This is a genomic window from Streptomyces sp. NPDC012888, assembly GCF_042900645.1.
GTDB lineage: Bacteria > Actinomycetota > Actinomycetes > Streptomycetales > Streptomycetaceae > Streptomyces.
Window position 1 is genome coordinate 133,463 of the sequence record NZ_JBIBBM010000017.1, and the last position, 25,501, is coordinate 158,963.

Here is a 25,501-nt window from a genome sequence, read left to right on the forward strand (position 1 = left end):
CAGGAACGGCGCTGGATAATTTCATCCCGCCGCCCTGTGGCGTGAATTGACCATTCGGTCTTCCTTGGCTTGCCGGCCGTCTGCATAATGGCCTGGTGACTTTATATTCCGTCGCGCTCGAAGACGGGTCGAGACCGTCCGACCGCTGTACGGCGCCGTCCGTGGGGCTCCCCGTCTGGGGCCGGCTGCGGCCCGAGGTGTGCGCCCTGCGCGGCAACGCCACCGGGACCGCGCAGTTCTACCTGTGGGACCGGGCGGGCGGCGGAGTCCGACAGCTCACCGACGCCCCGCACGGCGTCGAACTCGGCCTGCTCGACCCGGGCGGGCGCCAACTGTGGTGGTACCACGACGAGGACGGCACCGAGCGGGGCGGCTGGCTGAGGTCCCCGCTGCGCGGCGGGCCCGCCGCGCCCGCGCTGCCCGGGGTGCCCGCCGGCACCCCCGAGGGCCTTGCCCTCGGAGCGTCGGGCCTGGCCGTCGCGGGCGTCACCGGCGCCGACGGCCGGGCCGGCGTCCACCTGTTCCGGGCGGGCGCGGACCGGGCCGTACTCCTGGCCTCGGCCGACACCCCGCTCTGCCTCGGCGGCCTCAGCGACGACGAGCAGTTCGTCCTGCTGCTGCGGGCCGGGCACGGTGACCCGCAACGGCCCGCGCTGCGCGTGGTGGACACCTCCGGCGCGGTGGTCGGGGAGCTGGACGACGGCCCGCTCGCGGGCGGACTGCACGTCCAGCCCTACGGCTCGCCGTTCGCCCCCGGCGGCCGCCTGGTGCTGGCCACCCACCACCGCCGCGGCCGGCCGGAGCCCCTGCTGTGGGACCCCGTCACCGGCGAGGTCACGGAGATAGCCGCCGGCCTGCCCGGCGACGTCCGGGCCCAGTTCACGCCCGACGGCGCCGGCCTGCTGCTGCACCACCGCACCGGCGGGCGCAGCGAACTCCACCGCTACCGCCTGGCGGACGGCGCCGTGGAGCGCCTCCCGGTACCCCCGGGCACGGTGCACGACGTGGCCCCCCGGCCCGACGGCGAGGTCTGGTACACCTTCTCCACCGCCACCACCCCGCCGGTCCTGCGGGACCTGGGCGGGCGCGAGCTGCTGTCCGTACCCGGTCCGGCCCGCCCGGCCGCGCCCGTCACCCCGGTCGGCGCGCCGAACGGGCAGCTGACCGTCCCGGTGTTCCTCAGCGTCCCGGAGGCGGGCACCGCCCCCTACCCGACGGTCTTCCTGCTGCACGGCGGCCCGCACACCGCCGACGGCGACGAGTACAACGGCCCCGCGGCGGCCTGGAACGACGCCGGTTTCGCGGTGGCCCGGGTCAACTACCGGGGCTCCGCGGAGAACGGCACCGCCTGGCAGTTCGGCCACCGCGCGGACGTCGGGCACACCGAGCTGTCCGACGTGGCGGCGGCCCGCGCCCACCTGGTCGCCGGGGGGCTGGCCGACCCGGACCGCTGCGTGCTGGCCGGCAGCTCCTGGGGCGGCTACCTGACCCTCCTCGGGCTCGGCACCCAGCCGGAGCTGTGGGCCTGCGGGCTCGCCGAGGGCGCCGTCGGCGACTGGCCGGCCGCCTACCGGGAGCAACTGCCCTCGCTGCGCTGGGTGGACCGGGCCATGTTCGGCGGCAGCCCCGACGAGGTGCCCGAACGGTACGCCGCGGCCTCCCCGCACACGTACGCCGCCGGGGTCCGCGCCCCGCTGCTCGTGCTGGCCGGTGACCGTGACGCGCGCTGTCCGGCGGGCCAGATCGAGTCCTACGTACGGGCGCTGGCCGCCCGGGGCCACGACGTCGACTTCCGCCTCCGTTCCACCGGCCACGCCAGCGGCCGCGCCGAGGTCGGCGCCGACGCCATGTCCGCCCAGATCGCCTTCGTCCGCAGCCGGCTCGGCGCGGCGGCCGCGGGCCACCGCCCCGCGGCCGCCGCGCGTACCGGTCCCGTACCGACAGGAGAGCAGCACCCATGACCGAGCAGCCCGCCACCGCGGCGGCCACCGCCGCCGAGACCACCGCCGCCGCCGAGAGCCCCGCGGCCGAGAGCCCCGCCGCCCCGGCCGGAGCCGCCGCCCCGGCGCCGCGCCGCCGCTTCGCCGTCCAGCGCGGCGGCTGCGGCTGCGAGGGCAAGCCGTCCCCGACCGCCCGGCAGACACCCCCGGAGACCAGCCGATGACCCCGGAACCCGACTTCTCCGCCCTCGCCGGCCTCGGCTGGCGCGAGGACCTCGCCCAGGCGTGGCCCGAACACCTCGCCGCGCTCGGCCCGACCCCGCCCGGCGAGACCCGCTTCCCCGCCCGCATCGGGCAGGTGGACCGCGGCGCCTGCACCCTGCTGCTGCCCGACGCCGAGGTCCGCGCGGTCTTCGGCCCCCGGCTGTTCCGCGACACCGGGGAACTCCTCGGCGGCGCCCAGCCCGCCACCGGCGACTGGGCGGTGGCCGGCGGCCCCGCGGACGGCGAGGGCCCCTGCCAGGTGCACGGCATCCTGCCGCGCCGCTCCGCCTTCGTCCGCGGCAGCGCCGGACGCAAGACGGAGGCGCAGATCGTCGCCGCCAACGTGGACACCGTCTTCGTGGTCGCCGCCCTCACCGGCGACCAGCGGCTGCGCCGCATCGAGCGCTACCTGGCGCTCGCCTGGCAGAGCGGCGCCCAGCCGGTCGTCGTGCTGAGCAAGGCCGACCTGCACCCCGATCCCGCCGCCGCGGCCGAGGAGGTCGAGCGCATCGCGCTCGGCGCCCCCGTCCACACCGTCTCGTCCCGCACCGGCGACGGCCTCGACGCCCTCGACCGGTACGTCGGCCACGGCCGCACGGTCGCGCTGGTCGGCCTGTCCGGCGTCGGCAAGTCCACGCTCACCAACCGGCTGCGCGGCGAGGAGGTGCTCGCCACCCAGGAGGTCCGCTCCGACTTCAAGGGCCGGCACACCACCACCCACCGCGAACTGGTCCCGCTGCCCGGCGGCGGGCTGCTCATCGACACCCCCGGCATGCGCGCCCTGGCCGTCTGGGACGCCGAGGAGGGCATCGACAGGGCCTTCGCCGATGTCGAATCCCTCACCGGGGACTGCCAGTTCCGCGACTGCGGCCACCAGGGCGAGCCGGGCTGCGCGGTCCGCGCGGCCGTCGACGGGGGAGCCCTGGACGAGGACCGGGTCGGCAACTGGGAGAAGCTGCGCCGCGAGCAGCGGATGCTGGAGCTGCGGCAGGACGCCCGGGCCCGTGCCGAGGACAAGCAGCGGATCCGCACCAGGGCCCGGGCGCTGAAGAAGCGCCCGCACCGCTGAGCGGGGGCACGCAGGGGAAGCCACTGCTGCGGATACGCGGGGGACGGTCACCGCAGCAGTGGCTCCGCACATCGTAACGAGAAAATCTGTACGTAGTACAGAGTTACCTGCCCGACTCTCCAAGCGCCCTCTAAGGCCCCTCCACCGACCCGCCCGAGGCTGGTCAGCACTTCCGTGCGAGAGCCCCCGGGACTACGGGGCCGAACAAGGGTGGAGCAGACACGTGACAATCTTGGTGACTGGAGCGACGGGTTCCGTTGGCCGTCATGTGGTCGGTCGGCTCGTCGAGGCGGGTGAGTCCGTACGTGCGGTGACCCGGACCCCGGCCACCGCGGGCCTGCCGGAGCCGGTCGAGGTGTTCGAGGGCGACCTGGAGAAGCCCGAGAGCCTGCGCGCCGCGTTCGACGGCGTCGACCGCCTCTACCTCTTCCCCGTACCGGAAACCGCCCGTGAGGTCGTCGCCCTGGCCAAGGAGGCCGGCGTCCGCCGCATCGTGGTCCTCTCCTCCTCCTCGGTCCTCGACACCTCCGGCGACAACCACAGCGGCGAGCACCACCGCGCCGTCGAGCGCGCCGTCGAGGAGTCCGGCATCGAGTGGACCTTCGTCCGCGCCGACGAGTTCGCCACCAACGTGCTGTGGAAGTGGGCCCACTCCATCCGCACCGAGGGCGTCGTCCGCGCCCCCTACGGCAACGCCCCCCGCGTCCTCATCCACGAGGCCGACGTCGCGGCCGTGGCCGTCACCGCCCTCCTCCAGGACGGGCACGCCGGCCAGGCCTACGTCGTCACCGGCCCGGAGGCCGTCACCCAGGCCGAGCAGGTCGAGCAGATCGCCCGGGCCATCGGCCGCCCCGTCGCCTTCCAGGAGATCACCCCCGACCAGGCCCGCGAGTACATGGGCCAGGCCATGCCCGCCCCGGTGGTCGAGATGGTCCTGGGCTACCTCGCCGACGCCGTCGCCAACCCGCCCGTCCCGGTCGACACCGTCGAGAAGGTCACCGGCCGCCCCGCCCTGACCTTCGCCCGCTGGGCGGCCGACCACGCCGCCGACTTCGCCCCCCAGTCCTCGGAGACCGCGGCATGAGCCTCGACTCCACCGAGCGCCCCGCCCCGGACGCCGCCGGCGCCCCCCGCGCAGGCGCCAACACGTTCGTCCGGATGACCGGCAGCGGCGAGCCCGAGGCGCGCATCCACACCGCCGAAGGCCCCCGGCCCACCGCCGGCAAGGACCGCGTCCTGGTCGAGGTGGAAGCCGCCGGCGTCTCCTACGCCGAGGTGCAGATGCTCCAGCACCTCCACCCGTTCCCGCCCAAGTTCCCCTTCGTGCCCGGCTACGACCTGGTCGGGCGGATCGTCGAGGTCGGCCCCGGCGTCACCGGCTGGAAGACCGGCGACCGCGTCGCCGCCATGCCCCGCCAGGGCGCCTGGCAGCGCTTCGTCGAACTGCCCGCCAAGACCCTGGCCGCCGCCCCCGAGGAGCTGGACGCGGCCGTGGCGGTCGCGCTCGTCACCAACGGGGTCACCGCCTACCAGATGCTGCACCGCCTCACCCGCCTGAAGGCGGGCCAGACCGTCCTCGTGCACGGGGCCAGCGGCGGCGTCGGCGCCCTGCTCACCCGGCTCGCCGTCCACCACGGCCTGCGGGTCATCGGCACCGCCTCCCCCGCCAAGCACGACGCCGTGCGCGAGCTCGGCGCCGAACCGCTCGACTACCGCACCCCCGACATCGCGGCGGCCGTCCGCGAACTCGCCCCCGGTGGCGTCCAGGCCGTCTTCGACCACATCGGCGGCCGAGGCCTCGACGCCGGCTGGGCGATGCTCGCCCGCGGCGGCACCCTGGTCTCCTTCGACTCCTCCGTGGCCGGCTACCGCCCCGGGCAGTGGTTCCGGCCGCACGTCCCGGCCCTGCGCCGCACCGTGGCCCGCTTCTTCGCCCGGCTCCTCGGCCTCACCGGGGGCCGCCGGATGAGCATGTACTACGTCAAGCCCGGCCCGGACTTCAACACCGACTACGCGGAGCTGTGCCGGCTCGCCACGGAGGGCGTCCTCACCCCCGCCATCGCCGGCCGCCACCCCCTGGGCGGAGCCGCCGCCGCCGTGCGCGCCCTGCTGGACGGCACCAGCGTCGGCAAGCACGTCCTGACCCCCTGAACCATCAGAACTCCGTACCGGACGAGGGAACTCCCACCATGACCGCAACGCTGAACGAGCTTCCGGCCCACGACAGCATCCAGGCCCGCAACAAGTGGATCGCGCTCGACTGCGCCGCCGCCTGGAACCGCTGGGAGCTGGACGGCATCCTCAAGTACTGGCACCCGGAGATCAAGCACTTCTCCGAGGACCGCCCCGTCGACACCCAGCAGATGATCGGCGCCATGAAGGGCGGCCTCGCCGCCTTCCCCGACCTCCACCTCGACGTCAAGAGCGCCGTGGCCGAGGACGACCGCGTCATCCTGCGCATCACCGTCACCGCCACCCACCTCGGCGAGTTCTTCGGCAAGGCCCCCACCGGCCGCAAGGTCAGCTGGTACATGCTGGAGGAGCTCCGCTTCAACGAGGAGGGCCAGATCATCGAGCACTACGACGTGTTCAACTACATCCCGATGCTCAAGGAGCTGGAGTTCATCCCCGCCGACGCCATGTCCATCTGAGCGCGGACGAGCCCCCGCGGGAACCTTCCGGTTCCCGCGGGGGCTCGTCGGTGGCGGGCCCGCCGCCCCCGGCCGCTCAGGCCAGGTCGTCCCGGGTCACCACGCGGGCCGACACGCGCAGCACGCCGTCCTCGCCGCGGACCAGCACGTCCTCGCAGACGCACACCCGGTGCACCCGCGACTCGCCGCCGATCTCGGAGGCGTACACGATGGCGTACGAACGGACGTCCACGGCACCGTCGGGCCGCTGCCGGACGTCCAGCATGCCCATGAAGTGCCGGTGCCGCTGCCCGGCCGCGGCGAGCTCCGCGTGGCTGCGGCTCGTCGCCGCGACCAGCCCGGCGCGGCCCCGCACGGGCTCCGGCAGGGTCGGCACGGCGAAGGTCGCGTCCTCGGTGAACGTCGCAGCCCAGCGCTCCGCCTCGGCGAGGTCGAGGAGCTGCATCTGGTGCGCGTAGAACTGCTGAACCTCGGCGTGCAGCTCGGCGGTCCAGGCGGTGGTCCCGGTCGCGAGGTCGGGCGCGGTGGTCATGTGGTCTCCATTCGGTTCCTCGGTTGCCGCCCATGCTGTGCGCCGCGGGTCGCACCCCCTTCGAGGATCCCTCGACCGCCCCGCCCCTCCGGCCGGCCGGGCCGCCCGCCCCTCCGGCCCCTCCAGCCGCCTTCCGCCCGCCCTCCAGCGGCCCGGTGGACCGTCGGACCCACCGCAGAGCCGAGCAGTGAAGGGTGGGGAAGGTGTCCGCAGAACAGGTGCACCGCACGTCGCACGAGGTCGAGATCGACGCACCCGCGGGGATCGTCTACGGGATCGTCGCGGACACGGAGAAGTGGCCGCTGTACTTCCCGCCCAACGTCCACGTGGAGCGCCTGGAGTTCGACGGCCGCAACGAGCGGCTGCGCATCTGGGCCACCGCCAACGGCACCGTCAAGACCTGGACCTCGCGCCGCGAGCTGGACGCCGTCCGCCGCCGCGTCGAGTTCCGCCAGGAGGTCCCGGCCGCGCCGCTGACCGGCATGGGCGGCACCTGGATCGTCGAGGAGCTCGGCGAGACCTCCACCCGGCTGACCCTGCTCCACGACTTCACCGTGGCCGACGACCGCGCCGAGGACGTCGAATGGGTCCTGCGCGCCACCGACACCAACAGCGGGGCCGAGCTGGGCCGGCTGAAGGCCCTCGCCGAGCGCTGGACCGAACTCGACGACCTCGTCCTCGACTTCGAGGACTCCGTGCACGTCGACGGCCCCGCCGAGCTCGTCTACGACTTCCTCTACCGGGTGGGCGACTGGCCCGAACGCGTCCCCCACGTGGACCGCCTGGACCTGGTCGAGGAGACCCCCGGCGTACAGGTCATGTCCATGGACACCCGCACCGCCGACGGGTCGGTCCACACCACCGAATCGGTCCGCGTCTGCTTCCCCGAGGACCGGCGCATCGTCTACAAGCAGACCGCCACCCCGGCCCTGATGGCCGCGCACACCGGCGAGTGGACCGTGAAGCCGGACGGAACCGGCCTGACCGTCACCTCCCGCCACGGCGTCGTCCTGCGCCCGGAGAACATCGCGCGGATCCTCGGCCCGGAGGCCGACGTCGCCACCGCCCGCCGCTACGTCCGCGAGGCCCTCGGCCGCAACTCCGGCGCCACCCTCGAACTCGCCAGGAAGTTCGCCGAGACCGCCGCCCCGGCCGGCCGCTGACCCGCCCCCGTTCCCACCCCCCACGGCACCCCGCCGGCCCCGGCCGGCGGGGTGCACCCCCGTGTGTGCCCGGCCGGCGCCGGGGACCGGCCGGATCGAGTCGTTCTCCAGGCACGTCGGCGAGCCTTTCGAAACACATGCGGTGATTGCGTCGCGTGTTCGGCGGCGATCGCACTGTCGTCGTGACCTCAGGAGGACAACTGTGAAGGACAGCCGATGAGGCGGGTAGTCATCACCGGAATCGGAGTGGTTGCCCCCGGCGGCGTGGGTACCAAGGAGTTCTGGTCGGTGCTCACCTCCGGCCGTACCGCCACCCGCGGCATCACCTTGTTCGACCCGTCGCAGTTCCGCTCGCGGATCGCCGCGGAGGCGGATTTCGACCCCGCCGCCCACGGATTCACCCCCGACGATGTGGCACGCCTGGACCGCGCCACCCAGTTCGCCCTGGTCAGCGCACGCGAAGCGCTGGCCGACAGCGGTCTCACCGGAGAGCTGGACCCGCTGCGCACCGGCGTCACCCTGGGCAGCGCGGTCGGCTGCACCACCGGCCTCGACGTGGAGTACGCCCAGGTCAGCCGCAACGGCGCGGACTGGGTCCTGGATCCCACCCGGGCCGTCCCCCACCTGTTCGACTACTTCGTGCCCAGCTCGATGGCCACCGAGGTCGCCCACCTGGCCGGCGCCCAGGGCCCCGTCTCTCTGGTCTCCACCGGATGCACCTCGGGCCTGGACTCCGTCGGCCACGCGGTGGAGCTGATCCGCGAAGGCAGCGCCGACGTCATGGTCACCGGCGCCACCGAGGCCCCCATCTCCCCGATCACCGTGGCCTGCTTCGACGCCATCAAGGCCACCAGCCCCCGCAACGACGAGCCCCAGACCGCCTCCCGGCCCTTCGACCGCACCCGCAACGGATTCGTGCTCGGGGAGGGCTCGGCCGTCCTCGTCATCGAGGAACTCGAACACGCCCGCCGCCGCGGCGCGCAGGTCTACGCCGAGATCGCCGGCTTCGCCAGCCGCAGCAACGCCTACCACATGACCGGCCTGCGGACCGACGGCGTGGAGATGGCCGAGGCCATCACCGCCGCCCTGGACGAGGCCCGGCTGAACCCGGAAGCCGTGGACTACGTCAACGCCCACGGCTCGGGCACCAAGCAGAACGACCGGCACGAGACCGCCGCGTTCAAGCGCAGCCTCGGCCGGCACGCCTACGAGGTGCCGGTCAGCTCCATCAAGTCGATGATCGGCCACTCCCTCGGCGCGATCGGCTCCCTGGAGGTGGCCGCCAGCGCCCTGGCCATCGCGCACGACACCGTGCCGCCCACGGCCAACCTGCACGAGGCCGACCCGGCGTGCGACCTGGACTACACCCCGCTCGTGGCCCGCGAGCAGAAGACCGACACGGTCCTCACCGTGGGCAGCGGCTTCGGCGGCTTCCAGAGCGCCATGATCCTGACCCGTCCCCAGCTGGGAGCGACCGCATGACCGCCACGTCCACCCTCGACCGCACCCGCGAAGACGGCGGGGACACCGCCCGCCGCCCGCAGGCCGTGGTCACCGGCATCGGCGTCGCCGCCCCCAACGGCCTCGGCGCCCGCGCCTGGTGGGACGCCGTCCTGCGGGGCGAGAACGGCATCGGCCCGCTGACCCGCTTCGACGCCTCCGGCTACCCGGCCAGGCTCGCCGGCGAGGTCCCCGGCTTCGTCGCCGAGGACCACGTGCCCAGCCGGCTGATGGCCCAGACCGACCAGGTCACCCGGCTGTCCCTGGCGGTCGCGCAGGAGGCCCTGGACGACGCCGGCGTGGACCCCGCCGAACTCCCCGACTACGCGGGCGGCGTGGTCACCGCCAGCTCCGCGGGCGGCTTCGAGTTCGGCCAGCGCGAGCTCCAGGCCCTCTGGAGCCAGGGCGGCCAGTACGTCAGCGCCTACCAGTCCTTCGCCTGGTTCTACGCCGTCAACACCGGCCAGATCTCCATCCGGCACGGGCTGCGCGGCGCCAGCGGCGTCCTGGTCACCGAACAGGCCGGCGGCCTCGACGCCGTCGCCCAGGCCCGCCGCCAGCTCCGCAAGGGCTCCTCGCTCGTGATCACCGGAGGCGTCGACTCCGCCCTGTGCCCGTGGGGCTGGGTCGCGCACGTCGCCGAGGGGCGGATGAGCACGACCGAGGACCCCGACCGCGCCTTCCTGCCCTTCTCCGAGGACGCCTCCGGGTACGTGCCCGGCGAGGGCGGCGCGCTCCTGGTCCTGGAGGACGCCGAGGCCGCCCGCGCCCGCGGCGCCCGCGTCTACGGGTCGGTCGCCGGCTACGCCGCCACCTTCGACCCCTCCCCGCAGGCCGGCGGCGGCAGCCGGCTCGGCGCCGCGGCCCGGCTCGCCCTCGCCGACGCCGGGGTACGGCCCGACCAGGTCGACGTGGTCTTCGCCGACGCCGCCGGTGAGCGGGAGGCCGACCGTGCCGAGGCGCGCGCGATCTCCGAGCTGTTCGGCGAGCGGGGCGTGCCCGTCACCGCTCCGAAGAGCATGACCGGCCGGCTCTCCGCCGGAGGGTCCTCCCTCGACCTGGCCGCGGCCCTGTTCTCGCTGCGCGACCAGGTCATCCCGCCCACCACCGGTACCGACCGCCCGGCCGAGGACTGCCCTCTGGACCTGGTCACGGGTACCCCCCGCACCGGTGTGGAGCTGCGGACGGCGCTGGTACTGGCGCGCGGCCGGGGCGGTTTCAACGCCGCCGCCGTGGTCCGCGCCTGAACCCCGCCGGCGCCAACCCCCGCCGTACCGAAGCAGACCGCCACGGACGCCCGCGCGTCCGTACAGACGAAACACGAGGTATGACGTGACCCGGTTCGAACTCACCGACCTGACCGCCCTGCTGCGCGAGTGCGCCGGCGAGGACGAGGGCGTCGACCTGGACGGCGACATCCAGGACGTCCCGTTCGCCGACCTCGGCTACGACTCGCTGGCCATGCTCCAGACCACGGGCCGCGTGGAGCGCGAGTGGGAGGTCCTCCTGGACGAGGAGGCCGTCTCCGAGGCCGAGACCCCGCGCCAGTACCTGGAGCTCGTCAACCGGGCCCTGTCCGAGCGCACCGCCGCCTGAACTCCCGCCGGGGGCGGCGACGGCCCCCGGCAGGGGACCGCCGCGAGCGGTCGTCCGGCCGCCGGGGCCGCCGCCCCGGACCGGGGACGCCGCCCCGCGGGCCGCGGCACGCCGAGGCCGTGCCGCCCCGCGCGGCGAGGAGCGGGCGGCCCCCGAACCGGGGGGCCGCCCGCTCCGCCGTGCCCGGCCGCGGCACCGGACAGGCACGGACACGGCACCGGACACGGCACCGGACTCGGCCGCACAGGAGTTCAGCAGGGCTCCATTCGGCCTCAAGACCGCAAAACCACCATCGGATTCCTACGACCGGTTTGTGACGAGGGGGGAGGGGCTGTGGGCAGCAGCACGGACACGGTGCCGGACACCTACGGGGCCGAGGGGACGGCCCGGACCACCACCCCGGGCGGCCTCGTCGACGGATTCCTCGCCCACGCCCGCCGGCACCCCGGTGCGACGGCCCTGGTCTGGCGCGACGAGGAGACCGACTACGGCACCCTGCTGGGCCGCGCCCAGGCCCTCCGCGCCCGCGTGGCCGCCGCCCCCGGCGACGGGCCGGTCGGCGTCCCCGCCGTGAAGTCGCCCGGCACGGTCGCGCTGGTCCTCGCCTGCCTGCTGGAACGCCGGCCGGTCCTGCTGCCCTCCGCCACCCTCGGCGCCGACGCCCTCGAGCGCCTGTACGCCGAGGCCGGCGTGGACGCGGTGCTGGACCCGGAGGCACCCGCCGGCCCCGCCACCGGCACCGACACCGGTACGGAAAGGCCGCCCGCGCCGCCCGCCGGCCGCCCCGCCCTCCTGCTGACCACCTCCGGCTCCACCGGACTCCCCAAGATCGTCCCGCTGGGCGCGGACGCCGTCGACGCCTTCACCGGCTGGGCCGCCGACGCCTTCGGCATCGGCCCCGGCACCACCGTCCTCAACTACGCCCCGCTCAACTTCGACCTGTGCCTGCTGGACGTCTGGGCCACCCTCGCCCACGGCGGCCGGGTCGTCCTCGTCGACCCCGACCAGGCGCTGAGCGGCCCCCGCCTGCTCGCCCTGCTCGAACGCCACCGCGCCGAGGTCGTGCAGGGCGTCCCCATGTTCTTCCGGCTGGTCACCGACGCCGCCGAGGACACCGGCTCCGTCCTGCCCGCCGTACGCCACGCCGTCTTCACCGGCGACACCCTGCCCGGGCCGGTGCTGGCCCGGCTGCCGCACCTGATGCCCGCCGCCAGGCTGCACAACGTCTACGGGTGCACCGAGACCAACGACAGCTTCGCGTACGAGGTGACCGACGCCCGGACCGAGGCCGGCGCCCCGCTGCCGCTCGGCCGCCCCCTCCCCGGCGTGCACCACTTCCTCGCCGACGGCGACGGCGGCGTCCTCACCGGACCCGGCACCGGCGAACTCCTCGTCTCCACCCCCTTCCAGACCGACGGCTACCTCGGGGCGGCCGCCGCCGCACAGGTCTTCGCACCGCGTCCGGACGGCGCGGACACCCGCCGCTACTTCCGCAGCGGCGACCTCGTGCGCAGGCACCCCGACGGCTCCCTCACCCTCGAGGGCCGCACCGACTACCAGGTCAAGATCCGGGGCGTCCGCGTCAACGCCCAGGAAGTGGAGAGCGTCCTGCTCGCCCACCCCGACGTCACCGAGGCGGCCGTGCTCGCCCTGCCCGACCCCGTCGCCGGACGCCTGCTGCACGCCGTCGCACGGCGCACCCCCGGCTCCGGCCTCAACAGCCTGACGCTGCGCGGGCACCTGGCCCGCCGGCTGCCCCGTGCCGCCGTCCCGTCGACGCTGCGGATCACCGACGATCCGCTTCCCCGGACCTCCACCGGCAAGGTCGACCGCGACCTCGTCGCCAAGGCCCACCTCACCAAGGAGAACTGACATGACCCACGCCCAGGCCGTCAAGGCGTTCATCGTCGAGGAGTTCCTGCCCGACGTGACCGCCGGCGAACTGGCCGACGATTACGACCTCCTGGAGAACGGCGTCGTCGACAGCCTCGGGCTGCTCAAGGTGATCGCCTGGCTGGAGGACCGCTACGGCATCGACGCCGACACCGTCGACCTCGACCCGGAGTCCTTCACCACGGTCGCGGCGATCGCCGCGTTCATCGAGGAGTCCGCGCCCAAGACCGCGGGGGCCGCGTAGCCATGCACGAGGCCGTCGTCTCGCTCATCGGCCGCGACCGTCCCGTGGAACTGCCGGTGTGGCGGTCGTTCTGGGACCGGCTGCACGCCGGTGACCTGCTCCGGGGAGAAGCCGCGGCCCTGCTGGCCTCGCTCTCCACCCGGATGCCCGACCGCGTCACCCTCCACGGGCTGCTGGAGTCGCTGGACGAGCGCCGGCCGCCCCGCCCCGCCGACGCCTTCGCCGGTGCCGTCAACATCGTCGGCACCGGCGGCGGCCCGGCCACCCTCAACATCTCCACGGCGGCCGCCTTCGTCGCCGCGGCGATGGGCGTCCCCGTCGTCAAGACCGGCTCCCGCGCCTACACCAGCCGCCTCGGCTCCATCGACCTGCTCGAACGGCTCGGCATCAAGCCCACCACCTCCTACGAGCACACCCGCGACGTCCTGGACCGCTGCGGCATCGCCTTCGCCGGCTTCTTCGTCTACCCGGCCGAGATCGGCCTGCTCGCCCGGGCCTCCGTGCCGCTCGACATGCGCCGCCTCGGCTCCTTCGTCAACACCCTCGGCCCCCTCCTCGCCGACATGCCGGTCCGCGCACAGGTCACCGGCGTCTCCCGGCCCCGGCACCTGGAAGGACTGCAGCACGCCGCCGCCCACGTCTCGCGCACCACCGGCCGGACCGTGTGGCTGGTCTCCAACGACGCCGGCGCCGACGAGCTGCTCGGGTTCACCGCCAACCGGGTCCGGGCCTACGAGGACGGAGCCGACAGCGAGTTCGAACTGCTCCCCGGCGCCCTCGGACTCGGCACCGGCGCCCTGCCCGACCTCGCCGTCCCCACGGGCGGCGCCGACCGGGCCGCCGAACTCTTCCTCGACGTCCTCGCCGGCCGGTGCGCCCCCGCCGTCCGCGAGACGGTCTGCCTCAACGCCGCCGCGCTCGCCGTGGCCGGACGGCTCACCGGCGACTGGCACGAGGCACTGGCCGCCGCGGACGCCGCCCTGCGCGACGGCTCCGCCCTCGCCCGGGTCGAACGGCTGCGGTCCCTGGAGGCCGTCCATGCCTGACGCCGTGCCCGCCACCGCCCCGGCCGACCCCGGCACCCGCCCCGCGTTCTTCGCCGGGCGGCGCCCCGGGCGGCCCGGGCTGGCCGTCTTCGCCAACGCCGGCGACCCCCCGCTCGCCGCGCTCCCGGAACTCGCCGCCATGCTCGACGAGAACGACGTCGACTGCCTGGAGCTCGCCGTCCCGTTCCCCGGATCCGTCACCGACGGCCCGGTGATCCGCCGCTCCGCCGACCGCGCACTGGCCGCCGGCACCACCCTGCGCTCCGTCCTGGACGCGGTGGCCGCCGTCCGGCCCGGCCTGCGCCGGCTGCGCATCGCCCTGCTCGCCGACTGGAGCCACAGCGTCAAGGGCACCGACCTGGGCGACTTCGCGCGCTCCGTCGCCGACGCAGGCTGCGACGGACTGCTGCTGCACGGACTGCCGCCCCGGCTGCGCACCGCCCACTACGAGGCGGCCCGCGCGGCCGCACTGCCCCTCGTCACCACCTGCTACGCCGTCTCCGACCCGGGGACGGTCTCCGAAGCCGCCCGGCACGCCTCCGCCTACGTCTACCTGGTCGCCCACTACGGCCGCAGCGGCACCACCGCGGCCGCCGACCCGGACCGCCTGGCCGCCGCGCTCGCCGCGCTGCGCGCCGAGGCCACCGCCCCCGTGGCGGTCGGCTTCGGCATCCGCACCCGGGCCGACATCGCCGCGCTGGAACAGCTCGGCGCGGACGCGGCCGTCGTCGGCAGCGCCGGCGTCGCCCGCATCGAACGAGCCGTCACCGAAGGGCGCGACGCCGTAGGGGAGTTCGCCTCCTTCGTACGGGAACTGCGCCGCCCCTCACCCTGACCACCCCCGCGAAAGGAACCCGATCATGATCGTCCGCAAGCTCGACGACGTCCGCTGCGTCGACTGGGGCAACGGCCTCAGCCGCCGGTTCCTCACCGAGTCCGACGGCCTCGGCTACACCGTCACCGACACCATCGTCCGCGCCGGCACCAAGTCCCGCCTGGAGTACCGCCGCCACCTGGAGGCCTGCTACTGCATCGAGGGCAGCGGCGAGGTCGTCGACATGGCCGGCGACTCCCACCCCATCACCCCCGGCACCCTCTACGCCCTCGACAAGCACGACGCCCACTGGCTGATCGCCAGCCCGCACGAGGACCTGCGCCTGGTCTGCATGTTCACCCCGGCGCTGCGCGGCGACGAGGTCCACAACCTCGACTCCCCCGAGTTCTCCCAGTACTGATGACGAACTGGACCGAAGACCAGCAGCGGCTGCGGGAAGGCCTGCAGCCGCTGCTGGGCAAGATCAGCGACGGGCACGTCGAACGCGACGCCCGGGCCGTCTTCCCCCGCGAGCAGTGGGACCTGCTCGCCGCCACGGGCATCCTCGGCCTGCCCTTCGAGGAGCGCTGGGGCGGACTCGGCCAGGACCTGGTGACCACCATGTACGTCCTGGAAGGCCTGGGACAGGGCTGCCGGGACGCGGGGCTGAACTTCTCCGTGACCAGCCACATGGTCAGCACCGGAGTCCCGCTCCAGCGGTTCGGCTCGGACGCCCTCAAGGAGGCCCTGCTGCCGCGCCTGTGCGCCGGCGAGCTGATCGGCGCCCACGCCATCAGCGAGCCGGACAGCGGCTCCGACGCGCTCGCCATGCGCACCCGGGCCGTCCGCGACGGCGACACCTTCGTCCTCGACGGCAGCAAGGCCTTCGTCAGCAACGGGCCCGTCGCCGACCTGATCACCGTCTACGCCCGCACCAGCGACCGGCCCGGACCCCTCAGCATCACCGCGTTCCTCGTGGACCGCGACACCCCGGGCCTGACGTTCGGCAACCCCATCCCCAAGATGGGGCTGCGCACCTCCCCCCTGTGCGAGCTGTTCCTCGACGGCTGCCGCGTGCCCGCCTCACGGGTGCTCGGCCGGACCGGCGGCGGCTTCCTCGTCCTGGACCACGTGATGCGCTGGGAGATCCTCTGCTCCTTCGCCGTCAACGCGGGCGAGATGCGCGACCGGGCCGACCGGTGCGCCGAGTACGCGCGCACCCGTACCCAGTTCGGCAAACCGATCGGCACCTACCAGGCCGTCTCCCACAAGCTCGTGGACATGGAGATCGGCGTGGAGACCGCCCGCCACTGGCTGTACTCCGCCGCGCGCAAGCTCGTCGCCGGCGAGAACGCGGCCAAGGACGTGGCCATCGCCAAACTCGTCACCAGCGAGGCGAACCTCGCGTCCGCACTCGCCGCCGTACAGATCTTCGGCGGCAACGGCTACATGGCCGAGTACGGCATCGAGAAGGAGCTGCGCAACTCGGTCGGCGGAACCATCTACTCCGGCACCTCCGAGATCCAGCGCAACCGCATCGCCTCGATGCTCGGCCTCTGACACCGACCCGACCCCGACGGAAAGCGGATCACGCCACATGAACCCCCAGTCCGGAACCGGCACCGCAGCCGTGCCCGACGAGGCCCTCGCCGCGACCGAGTTCATCGACCACGAGAGCCCCGAGGTCCGCGCCTTCGTCCGCGACGCCGTCCCGGCGAGCGCCACCACCCCCACCGAGCGGGCGGTGGCCCTGTACTACGCCGTCCGCGACGGAATCCGCTACGAGGTGTACGGCGCGGACCTCTCCCGGGAAGGGCTGCGCGCCGGCCGGGTCGCGGCCACCGGCTCCGGCATGTGCCTCCACAAGTCGGTGCTGTACGCCGCCGGACTGCGCTCGCTGGGGATCCCGGCCCGCCTGGTCCTCACCGACGTCCGCAACCACCTCGCCTCCGACCGCCTCAAGCAGCTCCTCGGCGGCGACGTCTTCCACCAGCACGGGCTGACCTCCGTCCACCTCGACGGCCGCTGGGTGAAGGCGACCCCCGTCTTCAACCGCACCCTGTGCCGGCTGTACCGGATGGCGCCGCTGGAGTTCGACGGCACGGCCGACAGCCTGCACCACCCCTTCGACGAGCACGGACGCAAGCAGATGGAGTTCCTCCGCTTCCACGGCGAGTTCGACGACCTGCCCTACGAATGGGTCGTCGCCGACCTGCGCGCCGCCCACCCCGGGCTGTTCCAGGGCGACGGCGTCCGGTTCGCCGGCGGCTCCCTCGTCCGCGACGCCCGCGACATGGCGGCGACGGCCTAGTGTTCGTCAAGATCTGCGGTGCCACCACGGCCGAGGAGGTCCACGCCGTCGCCGACGCCGGCGCCGACCTCCTCGGCCTGTGGCACGAGGTCCCCGGCGGCCGCGCCGACCTGCCCGCGGACCGGCTCGCCGAACTGGCCGCCGCCGCCCGCGCCACCGGCCGGCTGGAACCCGTACTCGTCACCTTCGGCACCGACGCGGCCGCCCTCGCCGCCACCGCCGCCCACGCCGGGACCGGCTGGATCCAGCTCCACGGCTACCAGCGGCCCGCCCTGGTCCGCTCCCTGCGCGCGGAACTCCCCGAGGGGACCCGCATCGTCAAGGTGCTCCACGTCCACGGCGACACCAGCCCCGAAGCGGGCCTGATCCGCGCCTACGAACGCGCCGGCACCGACCTGTTCCTGCTGGACGCCACCACCGCCGACGGCCGCCTCGGCAGCACCGCCCACACCCTCGACGACTCCGTCGCGGCCGCCCTGGCCGACCGCATGGAACGCCCCTTCCTGCTCGCCGGCGGCCTGCGCCCGGACAACCGCGACCGCTACCCCGCGACCCTCGCGCACCCCGGCTTCCTCGGCATCGACGCCGACTCCGCCGCCCGCGGGGACGCCGGCCTGCTCGACGCCGCCCGGACGGCGGACCTGGTCCGCGCCTGGAGGACACCATGAGCTTCACCGAAGCCCTCGCCTCGGCCGCCCGCCCCCTGATCATGGAGGTCAAACGGCAGGACGCCGACGGCAACGACCTGCTGGGCGGCCGCACCGTCGCCGAGGTCGTCGCCCGCTACGAGGAGGCGGGCGCGCCCTGCGTCTCGGTGGTCACCGGACACTGGTTCGGCGGCACCGAGCAACTCCTCGCCGAGGTCGCCGCCCTCACCGACCTGCCCCTGCTGCGCAAGGACTTCGTCACCAGCCGCGCCCAGCTCGCCCGCACCCGCGAACTCGGCGCCTCCGCGGTGCTGCTGACCGCGAAACTGCTGCCCGCGGGCGTACTGGCCCGGCTGGCCCGGCACGCCCTCGACCTCGGCCTCACCCCGTTCGTGGAGATCGCCGACGAGGCGGAGGCGGCCGCCGTACCACCCGGACCGCACTGCGTGGTGGCCGTCAACAACAAGGACATCGCCACCCGCGAACGGCTCCCCGGCGACCTCGACCGCAGCACCGCCCTGCTGCCCGCCGTCCGCCGCACCGGCACCCGCTGCGCCGTCAGCGCCAGCGGCATCACCGACCCCGTACGGGCCGCCCGGCTGCTCGACGCCGGGTTCCAGGGCCTGCTGATCGGCACCGGCCTGCTGCGCGCCCCCAGCCTCACCGACTGGTGCGCGCGGCTGGACGAGGCCCGCGCCTGAACCGCCCGGCGCGCGTCGACCGCGCCTCGACGAACGCTCCAGTACGCCCCGTGCCGCGGTCCGCAGGATGGGGCGAGCAGTGGTTCCCCCGCCGTGGGCGCCCGACCACCATGACCATCCGGAGTTGAATGTGGACAGCACGCTGTACAAGACGAAAGTCACCGACGCCTTCAACGGGGCAGCGGCGACCTACGACCGGCTGGGCGTGGAGTTCTTCACGCCGATGGGCCGGCGGCTGGTGGAACTGGCCGAGCCGCAGCCCGGACAGCGGCTCCTGGACGTCGGCTGCGGTCTCGGCGCTACCCTGCTGCCCGCCGCCCGCGAGATCGGCCCCGAGGGCACCGCGCTGGGCATCGACATCGCCGAGGCGATGATCGAGGAGGCCGGCCGCGAGGCCGCGCGCCAGGGCATCGGGAACGTCGAACTGCGCGTGATGGACGGCGAGCACCCCGACCTTCCGGCGGGCTCCTTCGACCTCGTGCTCGGTAGCTACAGCGTCATCTTCCTGCCGGACGCGCGGGCGGCACTCGCCCGCTACGCCGGCCTGCTGCGCGAGGGCGGCCGCATCGCGTTCACCAGCCCCGTCTTCACCCGCGACACCTTCCCGTTCCTGCCCCCGATGTTCACCGAGCTGATCCCGCTCTCCCTGCTGGAGCACCTGCCCGAGGCCTGGCACCCCGAGCAGCTCCACCGCCAGCTGCACTCCTGGCTGGAGGACCCGGCGGACCTCACGGCCGCCCTGGAGAAGGCCGGCTTCAAGGACGTCCGGATCACCGACGAGGACGTCCACATGACCGCGGTGTCCGGTGAGGCCTGGGTGGACTGGTCGCACACCCAGGGCATGCGGCTGCTGTGGCAGCACCTGCCCGAGGACGAGGCCGCGGCGCTGCGCGCCCGTCTCATCGCCGCGCTCGACGCCATGCGCGCCGACGGCGGCCCGGTCAACATCCAGGTCCCGGTCCGCTACGTCACGGCCACCGCGGCCTGACCCCCACCCCACCTGCAGGGCGGCACCCCCCGGGGGCGCCGCCCTGCACCGTCGCTCCCGAGCGGCGTTCGAGCGTGCTCGGCCCCGGCCCGGGGCGGCGAAACGGGGCCGCGCCATCCAGCCCGAGCGGCGTTCGAGCGGGCCCGGCCCCGGCCCGGGGCACGATGAAGCAGGGTCGCGCCATCCAGCCCGAGCGGCGTTCGAGCGGGTCCCGGCGGAGCCACGGCCGCGCGGGCAGCGCTCCGCCCGATGACACGGGGCTCCGCCCCGTACCCTGCGCCTCAATCGCCGGCGGGGCTGGATTGCCCACCGGAGCCGGCTCGCAGGGCCAGACCTGGTCGGCCCATTCCAGCCCGAGCGGCGATTGAGCGGGTCCGGCCCGCGCCCCGCCCGAGGACCTGGCGGAGGCGTCGCCGACCGGCGCCCGGGTCGGGGCATGGCGCGGCGCCCCGGCCGGTGGTCCGGCCGGGGCGCCGCGTGACCGCTTCCGCCGGCCGGGGCCGGCGGAAGCGGTCAGGTCACCGAGAGCGCGCCGTCCACCGCCAGCACCGTGCCGTTCGCGTACGCCGCCTCCGGCCGTGCCAGCTGCACGATCCACCAGGCGATGTCCTCCGGGCGGCCCACCCGGCCGGACGGGATCCGCCCGGCCATCTGCTCCAGGAAGCCCCGGTAGGCCTCCTCGGGCATGCCCGCCCGGACACCGACGCCGGTGTCGACGACACCGGGCGCGATGCCCACCGAGCGGATGCCGCGCGGCGCCAGCTCCACCGCCCAGGTGCGGGTGAGGAAGTCCATCGCCACCTTGGCCATGCCGTAGACGGAGTTCTCCGGCCACGCCCGCAGGCCCAGCGAGCCCGCCGAGCTGACGTTGACGACCACGCCCTTGGCCGCCTCCAGGGCGTCCAGCGCGGCCTGCGTCAGGAAGACCGGCGCCATCAGGTTGGTGCCGAGCTGCGCCCGTACCGCGTCCCGCCGCAGGCCGTCCAGGGCGACGAAGCCGGTGACGGCCGCGTTGTTGACCAGGACGTCGAGCCGGCCGAACTCCTCCAGGGCCCGGTCCACGATCAGCCGGGGCGCGTCCTCGTCGTGGATGTCCACGGCGAGGGTGCGGATCCGCTCGTGACCGGCCGCGGTCTCCTTCAGCGTCGCCTCGGTGCGGCCGACGACCAGCACCTGCGCGCCGTCCTCGGCGAACGCGAGCGCGGTGGCCGCGCCGATGCCGGTGCCGCCGCCCGTGACGATGACGGCCTTGCCGTCGGAATGCGTCTGGGTCATCGTCGCCTCAGGAGCACAGGGCGATGTTGACGCCGCGGATGACGGCCTGCTCGGCCTCCGGGCCGAAGTCCTTGTCGCCGATGGTGAACGACAGCTGCACGCGGGCGGACAGGTCGCGGGTGGTGGCGGCGAAGGTGGCGTACCCGGGGATGCCGGCGCCGTGACCCCACAGGTCGAGGTCGGCGTCGTTCTCCAGCTTCATGATGCCCAGGCCGTAGCCGATGCCCATGGGGAGGTTCTCGATCATCTCCGGGGGCAGCGCGGTGGTCATCTCGGTGAACTCCGCCTCGTCCAGCAGCTTGCCGGAGAACAGCGCCGAGAAGAAGGTGTCCAGGTCGCGCGTGGTGGAGATGATCTCGCCCGCGCAGCCGGCCTCGGACGGGTTCATCAGCGTGACGTCGACCGGCTCGCCGCCGATCTGCATGTAGCCGCGGGCGTGCGGGCCGGGGATGTTCGGGTCGTCGCCCGGCAGGACCGTCTCCGTCAGCTCCAGCGGCTCCAGGACGCGCTCGGTGATCTCCGTGCGGTAGGAACGGCCGGTGACCTTCTCGATGAGCAGGCCGATGATGAAGTAGTTCGTGTTGCAGTAGGCGAACTTGGAGCCCGGCTCGAACTCCAGCGGCTTGGCCGCGGCGATCGCGATCAGGTCGGCCGGCTCGTAGTGCTTGTAGCGGTCGCGCAGGAACCGGTCGCCCGGCTTCTGGAACGAGTCCATGTAGTTGTACAGGCCGCTGGTGTGCTGCATCAGGTTGCGGATGGTGATCTTCTCGCCGTACGGCAGCAGGCCCGGCAGGTAGCTCTCCACCGTGTCGTCGAGGACGATCTTGCCCTCGGCGACCAGCTGGAGCACCACCACCGACACGAACGGCTTGGTGATGCACGAGATCCGGAAGCGGCCGTCGGCCGGCACCGGCTTGTCGGTGCCCAGCTCGGCGATGCCGGAGGTCACGACGAAAGCCTCGTCGCCACGGGCGACCCGGAACTGCACGCCCGCCGCGCCCGCCTCGACGAGGCGGTCCGCCGCGCCCTGCACAGCCTGCTGAAGAGCCGAAACCGCCGGTCGGTCGACCGTCGTCTGCGTCATCTCGCGAAACCCCCATCGGGTAGCAGTCGTTACACGTCCGATCGAGCCTCTCCGCGTCCCGTGGAGAGGCGCCGGAGCCCCGTTGGAGCCGCGCCATGTCCCTGCCCGTCGACACCGGCTACGCCGCGACCGCGGAGGACCGCGCCTCCCTCGACGCCTGGTTCGCCGCGTACGACGCCCACTCCGCCGCCTGCCGGATCGAGGAGATGGCCGACATGGCCGCCTTCCCGCTCAACCTGGTCAGCGACGACTCCCAGGGCAACGGCCGGTCCGCCCAGTGGGACCGCCGGCAGTTCGTCGACACCATGAAGCACGTCATGGGGGACGCCGGGGAGGACGTGTCCTTCCGCTCCACCCGCACCCCGGTCTTCCTCTCCGCCGCCATGGCGGTGGTCTTCACCGACTGCACCATGACCGTGGCCGGCGAGGCCCGCCGCATGCACTACGCCGACGTCCTCATCAGGAAGGACGGCACCTGGGCCTTCCAGACCATGATCCAGGGCGGCTGGGGCGACAGCCTCTGACGGCGGGCCGCCACCGCTCCTCCCCGGCCTCAGCGGACCTTGACCGCGCTGCGAGCAGCCACGGACAGACTCGGCGCGTCCGCCGAACCGTGTGAGGAGACCGGCCGTGCCGTCACGCACCACCGCCCCCGTCGCTGCCCCCGCGCCCACCCGGGCCGCCGAGATCGCCGACGGCGTCCACGCCTACGCCCAGCCGCCCGGCGGGTGGTGCCTGAACAACGCGGGCGTGATCGTCTCCGGCGGCCAGAGCGTCCTCGTCGACACCGTCGCGACCGAGTCCCGGGCCCGCGCCCTGCGCGAGGCCGCCCTGCACCTGAACCCGGCCGCCCCGAAGGCCGTCGTCAACACCCACTTCCACGGCGACCACGCCTTCGGCAACTTCCTCTTCCCCGAGGCGCTCGTCCTCGGCCACGAGCGCACCCGCTCGGAGATGATCGCCTCCGGCCTGCACCTGACCGGCCTGTGGCCCGACGTGGACTGGGGCGCCATCGAACTGGTGCCGCCGTCCGTCACCTACCGCGACGCCCTCACCCTGCACGTGGGCGAGGTCCGGGCCGAGGTCGTGCACGTGGGCCCGCGCGCCCACACCTCCAACGACTCCGTGGTGTGGCTGCCCGAGCAGCGCGTCCTGTTCACCGGCGACCTGGTGATGGCGGGCGTCACCCCCTTCGTGCTGATGGGCTCGATCGCCGGCTCCCTGGCCGCCGTGGAACGCCTCCGCGCGTTCGGCGCCACCACCGTCGTCCCCGGCCACGGCCCCGTCTGCGGCCCCGAGGTCCTCGACACCGTCGAGGGCTACCTGCGGCGGGTGCGCGAGCTGGCCGAGCAGGGCCGCGCGGCCGGCCTCACCCCCGTCGAGACGGCCCGCGAGGCCGACCTCGGACCGTACGCCGAACTCCTCGACCCCGAGCGCCTGGTGCCCAACCTGCACCGCGCCTACGCGGAACTCGACGGCACCGCCGCCGCCGACGCCCTGCCCATGCCGGTCCTCCAGACCGCGCTGCGCGAGATGATCGAGTACAACGGCGGACTGCCCTGCTGCCTCGCCTGACGCGCCGGGGCCGGGACCGGGTCCGCCGCAGCGCGACCCGGTCCCGACCCGAAGTCGAGGCCGGCCGCATAGCGTCCCGTGCATGAAGGCACTCGTCCTGGCCGGAGGTTCCGGCACCCGCCTGCGGCCCTTCACCCTCACCTCCCCCAAGCAACTGGTCCCGGTGGCCAACAAGCCCGTCCTCTACTACGTGCTGGAAGCCATCGCGGAGGCAGGCATCACCGATGTCGGCGTCGTGGTGGGAGAGACCGCCGCGGAGATCCGCTCCGCCGTCGGCGACGGGTCGGCGTTCGGGCTCGACGTGACCTACCTGCGTCAGGAGGCGCCGCTCGGGCTCGCCCACGCCGTCCTGATCGCCCAGGAGTTCCTCGGCGACGACGACTTCGTGATGTACCTCGGCGACAACTTCATCATCGATGGCATCTCGGGCGCCGTCCGGCAGTTCGAGGCCGAGCGCCCCGACGCCCAGGTCCTGCTCACCCGCGTACCCGACCCGACCGCCTTCGGCGTCGCCGAGCTCGACGCCGCCGGACGCATCGTCGGCGTGGAGGAGAAGCCCGCGCGGCCCAGGAGCGACCTCGCCCTCGTCGGCGTCTACCTGTTCACGCCCGCCGTGCACGAGGCCGTGCGCTCCATCCAGCCCTCCCCGCGCGGCGAACTGGAGATCACCCACGCCATCCAGTGGCTGATCGACGCGGACCGGGACGTGCGGTCCACGACCATCTCCGGCTACTGGAAGGACACCGGGAACGTCACGGACATGCTGGAGGTCAACCGGTCGGTGCTGGAAGGCATCGAACCCCACACCGCGGGCTTCGCCGACGCGGCCAGCGAGCTCGTCGGACGGGTCCGGCTGGAGGCCGGGGCGGAGGTCCGCGACTCGCGCATCGTCGGCCCCGTCGTCATCGGCGCCGGCACGGTCGTCAGCGGCTCCTACATCGGACCCTTCACCTCGATCGCGGAAGGCTGCCGCATCGAGGACAGCGAGATCGAGTTCTCCATCGTCCAGCGCGACACCCACCTCGGCGGCGTGCGCCGGGTCCAGGGCTCGCTGATCGGCCGCAACGTGACCGTGACGCCCGCCCCGCGGATCCCGGCCGGCAACCGGCTCATCCTCGGCGACCACAGCAAGGTGCAGATCTCGACATGACCACATCCACATCCGGATCCAGGATCCTGGTGACCGGCGGTGCCGGCTTCATCGGTTCGCACTACGTCCGCACGCTGCTCGGCCCGGACGGGGACCCCGGCACGAGCGTCACCGTGCTGGACAAGCTGACCTACGCGGGCAACCCCGCCAACGTCGACCCCGTCCGCGCCGACCCCCGCTTCTCCTTCGTCCACGGCGACATCTGCGACGCCGTGCTCGTCGACGCCCTCGTCGCCGAGCACGACCAGATCGTGCACTTCGCCGCCGAGTCGCACGTCGACCGCTCCATCCACGAGGCGTCCGACTTCATCCGCACCAACGTCAGCGGCACCCAGACCCTGCTGAACGCGGCCGTGCGGCACGGCCTGGAGACCTTCGTGCACGTCTCCACGGACGAGGTGTACGGCTCGATCGAGAGCGGCTCCTGGCCCGAGACGCACCCCCTCGGCCCCAACTCGCCCTACGCCGCGGCCAAGGCCGCCAGCGACCTGGTCGCCCTGGCCTTCCACCGCACCCACGGCCTGGACCTACGGGTCACCCGCTGCTCCAACAACTACGGCCCGTACCAGTTCCCCGAGAAGATCATCCCGCTGTTCGTCACCCGCCTCCTGGACGGCGGCCGCGTGCCGCTGTACGGCGACGGCGGCAACGTCCGCGACTGGCTGCACGTGGACGACCACGTCCGCGGCATCGAACTGGTCCGCGGCCGGGGCCGCCCGGGCGAGGTCTACAACATCGGCGGCGGCACCGAGCTGGCCAACCGGGAACTCACCGGACTCCTCCTGGAGGCCTGCGGCACCGACTGGTCCCGGGTCGACTTCGTCGAGGACCGCAAGGGCCACGACCGCCGCTACTCGGTGGACTGCACCAAGATCACCGAAGAGCTCGGCTACCGCCCCCGCAAGGACTTCGCCGAAGGCCTCGCCGAAACCGTCGCCTGGTACCGCGCCAACCGCCCCTGGTGGGAACCGGCGACCACCCCGACCCGCACCCTGGTCCTCACGCCCTGACGGCGGGAGCGGTGAGCTGAACCGGCTGGGCGTGGGCGGGCACCCGTC

27 protein-coding genes are annotated in these 25,501 nt (G+C 74.0%); 24 read left to right on the plus strand and 3 right to left on the minus strand.

Features of this window, described 5'->3' with window-relative positions; translation table 11 throughout:
* The first annotated feature begins 161 nt into the window (after nt 1-161).
* The 6 genes from ACFY61_RS26610 to ACFY61_RS26635 all read left to right on the plus strand — a co-directional run bounded on the left by ACFY61_RS26610 (nt 162) and on the right by ACFY61_RS26635 (nt 5,924).
* Entirely contained in the window at nt 162-1,961 is a 1,800-nt protein-coding gene (locus tag ACFY61_RS26610; protein ID WP_389475855.1) for a prolyl oligopeptidase family serine peptidase, read from the plus strand.
* Nucleotides 1,958-2,164 carry a hypothetical protein gene (locus ACFY61_RS26615; protein ID WP_389475857.1) on the plus strand — a complete coding sequence of 69 codons (207 nt, stop codon included), beginning with the start codon at nt 1,958-1,960 and terminating at the stop codon, nt 2,162-2,164. Before ACFY61_RS26610 ends, ACFY61_RS26615 begins: the two co-directional genes overlap by 4 nt.
* Nucleotides 2,161-3,273 (plus strand): ribosome small subunit-dependent GTPase A, encoded by a 1,113-nt coding sequence (rsgA, locus tag ACFY61_RS26620; RefSeq protein WP_389475859.1) that lies wholly within the window; start codon nt 2,161-2,163, stop codon nt 3,271-3,273. The genes ACFY61_RS26615 and rsgA overlap by 4 nt, the downstream gene beginning before the upstream one ends.
* A 223-nt stretch (nt 3,274-3,496) precedes the next feature.
* The gene (locus ACFY61_RS26625) at nt 3,497-4,357 is read left to right on the plus strand and encodes an NAD(P)H-binding protein (protein WP_389475861.1); all 861 of its coding nucleotides are present in this window, start codon (nt 3,497-3,499) and stop codon (nt 4,355-4,357) included.
* A complete protein-coding gene (locus tag ACFY61_RS26630) occupies nt 4,354-5,424 on the plus strand; it encodes an alcohol dehydrogenase catalytic domain-containing protein (protein WP_389475863.1) in 1,071 nt (356 codons plus the stop codon). Before ACFY61_RS26625 ends, ACFY61_RS26630 begins: the two co-directional genes overlap by 4 nt.
* Before the next feature lie 38 nt (nt 5,425-5,462).
* Nucleotides 5,463-5,924, plus strand: coding sequence for an ester cyclase (locus ACFY61_RS26635; protein ID WP_389475865.1), 462 nt, complete (start codon nt 5,463-5,465; stop codon nt 5,922-5,924).
* A gap of 76 nt (nt 5,925-6,000) precedes the next feature.
* Here ACFY61_RS26635 and ACFY61_RS26640 read toward each other — a convergent pair whose 3' ends face one another.
* Nucleotides 6,001-6,456, minus strand: coding sequence for a nuclear transport factor 2 family protein (locus ACFY61_RS26640; RefSeq protein ID WP_389475867.1), 456 nt, complete (start codon nt 6,454-6,456; stop codon nt 6,001-6,003).
* Nucleotides 6,457-6,659: 203 nt separating this feature from the next.
* On the opposite strand from ACFY61_RS26640, the gene ACFY61_RS26645 reads away from it, so the two are divergent.
* The 14 genes from ACFY61_RS26645 to ACFY61_RS26710 all read left to right on the plus strand — a co-directional run bounded on the left by ACFY61_RS26645 (nt 6,660) and on the right by ACFY61_RS26710 (nt 19,359).
* The gene (locus ACFY61_RS26645; RefSeq protein ID WP_389475869.1) at nt 6,660-7,619 is read left to right on the plus strand and encodes an aromatase/cyclase; all 960 of its coding nucleotides are present in this window, start codon (nt 6,660-6,662) and stop codon (nt 7,617-7,619) included.
* 216 nt (nt 7,620-7,835) lie between these two features.
* A complete protein-coding gene (locus ACFY61_RS26650) occupies nt 7,836-9,101 on the plus strand; it encodes a beta-ketoacyl-[acyl-carrier-protein] synthase family protein (protein WP_389475871.1) in 1,266 nt (421 codons plus the stop codon).
* The gene (locus ACFY61_RS26655) at nt 9,098-10,366 is read left to right on the plus strand and encodes a ketosynthase chain-length factor (RefSeq protein WP_389475873.1); all 1,269 of its coding nucleotides are present in this window, start codon (nt 9,098-9,100) and stop codon (nt 10,364-10,366) included. Before ACFY61_RS26650 ends, ACFY61_RS26655 begins: the two co-directional genes overlap by 4 nt.
* Before the next feature lie 85 nt (nt 10,367-10,451).
* On the plus strand, nt 10,452-10,715 hold the full coding sequence (locus ACFY61_RS26660; protein ID WP_389475875.1) for an acyl carrier protein: 264 nt from the start codon (nt 10,452-10,454) through the stop codon (nt 10,713-10,715).
* Nucleotides 10,716-11,048: 333 nt separating this feature from the next.
* Nucleotides 11,049-12,587: an AMP-binding protein gene (locus ACFY61_RS26665; RefSeq protein ID WP_389475877.1), complete on the plus strand. Its 1,539-nt coding sequence runs from the start codon at nt 11,049-11,051 to the stop codon at nt 12,585-12,587.
* Between the two features lies 1 nt (nt 12,588).
* Nucleotides 12,589-12,852, plus strand: a complete 264-nt coding sequence (locus ACFY61_RS26670; RefSeq protein WP_389475879.1) for a phosphopantetheine-binding protein — start codon at nt 12,589-12,591, stop codon at nt 12,850-12,852.
* Between the two features lie 2 nt (nt 12,853-12,854).
* Nucleotides 12,855-13,898, plus strand: coding sequence for an anthranilate phosphoribosyltransferase (locus ACFY61_RS26675; protein ID WP_389475881.1), 1,044 nt, complete (start codon nt 12,855-12,857; stop codon nt 13,896-13,898).
* On the plus strand, nt 13,891-14,733 hold the full coding sequence (trpA, locus tag ACFY61_RS26680) for a tryptophan synthase subunit alpha (protein WP_389475883.1): 843 nt from the start codon (nt 13,891-13,893) through the stop codon (nt 14,731-14,733). Before ACFY61_RS26675 ends, trpA begins: the two co-directional genes overlap by 8 nt.
* A gap of 25 nt (nt 14,734-14,758) precedes the next feature.
* Nucleotides 14,759-15,133: an ectoine synthase gene (locus ACFY61_RS26685; protein ID WP_389475885.1), complete on the plus strand. Its 375-nt coding sequence runs from the start codon at nt 14,759-14,761 to the stop codon at nt 15,131-15,133.
* A complete protein-coding gene (locus ACFY61_RS26690; RefSeq protein WP_389475887.1) occupies nt 15,133-16,272 on the plus strand; it encodes an acyl-CoA dehydrogenase family protein in 1,140 nt (379 codons plus the stop codon). The genes ACFY61_RS26685 and ACFY61_RS26690 overlap by 1 nt, the downstream gene beginning before the upstream one ends.
* Nucleotides 16,273-16,309: 37 nt before the next feature.
* Nucleotides 16,310-17,023, plus strand: coding sequence for a transglutaminase family protein (locus ACFY61_RS26695; protein WP_389475889.1), 714 nt, complete (start codon nt 16,310-16,312; stop codon nt 17,021-17,023).
* On the plus strand, nt 17,023-17,691 hold the full coding sequence (locus tag ACFY61_RS26700) for an N-(5'-phosphoribosyl)anthranilate isomerase (RefSeq protein ID WP_389475891.1): 669 nt from the start codon (nt 17,023-17,025) through the stop codon (nt 17,689-17,691). Before ACFY61_RS26695 ends, ACFY61_RS26700 begins: the two co-directional genes overlap by 1 nt.
* A complete protein-coding gene (locus tag ACFY61_RS26705; RefSeq protein WP_389475893.1) occupies nt 17,688-18,371 on the plus strand; it encodes an indole-3-glycerol-phosphate synthase in 684 nt (227 codons plus the stop codon). Before ACFY61_RS26700 ends, ACFY61_RS26705 begins: the two co-directional genes overlap by 4 nt.
* Nucleotides 18,372-18,501: 130 nt before the next feature.
* On the plus strand, nt 18,502-19,359 hold the full coding sequence (locus ACFY61_RS26710) for a class I SAM-dependent methyltransferase (RefSeq protein WP_389475894.1): 858 nt from the start codon (nt 18,502-18,504) through the stop codon (nt 19,357-19,359).
* A 513-nt stretch (nt 19,360-19,872) separates the two neighbouring features.
* Here the strand turns inward: ACFY61_RS26710 and ACFY61_RS26715 are convergent.
* Nucleotides 19,873-20,634 (minus strand): SDR family NAD(P)-dependent oxidoreductase, encoded by a 762-nt coding sequence (locus tag ACFY61_RS26715; protein WP_389475896.1) that lies wholly within the window; start codon nt 20,632-20,634, stop codon nt 19,873-19,875.
* A 7-nt stretch (nt 20,635-20,641) separates the two neighbouring features.
* Complete coding sequence (locus tag ACFY61_RS26720; protein WP_389475897.1) at nt 20,642-21,718, minus strand: serine hydrolase domain-containing protein; 1,077 nt, start codon at nt 21,716-21,718, stop codon at nt 20,642-20,644.
* Between the two features lie 95 nt (nt 21,719-21,813).
* On the opposite strand from ACFY61_RS26720, the gene ACFY61_RS26725 reads away from it, so the two are divergent.
* The 4 genes from ACFY61_RS26725 to rfbB all read left to right on the plus strand — a co-directional run bounded on the left by ACFY61_RS26725 (nt 21,814) and on the right by rfbB (nt 25,453).
* Nucleotides 21,814-22,242, plus strand: a complete 429-nt coding sequence (locus tag ACFY61_RS26725; protein WP_389475899.1) for a nuclear transport factor 2 family protein — start codon at nt 21,814-21,816, stop codon at nt 22,240-22,242.
* 106 nt (nt 22,243-22,348) lie between these two features.
* Nucleotides 22,349-23,293 carry an MBL fold metallo-hydrolase gene (locus ACFY61_RS26730; RefSeq protein ID WP_389475901.1) on the plus strand — a complete coding sequence of 315 codons (945 nt, stop codon included), beginning with the start codon at nt 22,349-22,351 and terminating at the stop codon, nt 23,291-23,293.
* Nucleotides 23,294-23,375: 82 nt separating this feature from the next.
* The gene (locus tag ACFY61_RS26735) at nt 23,376-24,443 is read left to right on the plus strand and encodes a glucose-1-phosphate thymidylyltransferase (RefSeq protein WP_389475903.1); all 1,068 of its coding nucleotides are present in this window, start codon (nt 23,376-23,378) and stop codon (nt 24,441-24,443) included.
* Nucleotides 24,440-25,453 (plus strand): dTDP-glucose 4,6-dehydratase, encoded by a 1,014-nt coding sequence (gene rfbB, locus ACFY61_RS26740; RefSeq protein WP_389475905.1) that lies wholly within the window; start codon nt 24,440-24,442, stop codon nt 25,451-25,453. Before ACFY61_RS26735 ends, rfbB begins: the two co-directional genes overlap by 4 nt.
* The last annotated feature ends 48 nt before the right edge of the window (nt 25,454-25,501 follow it).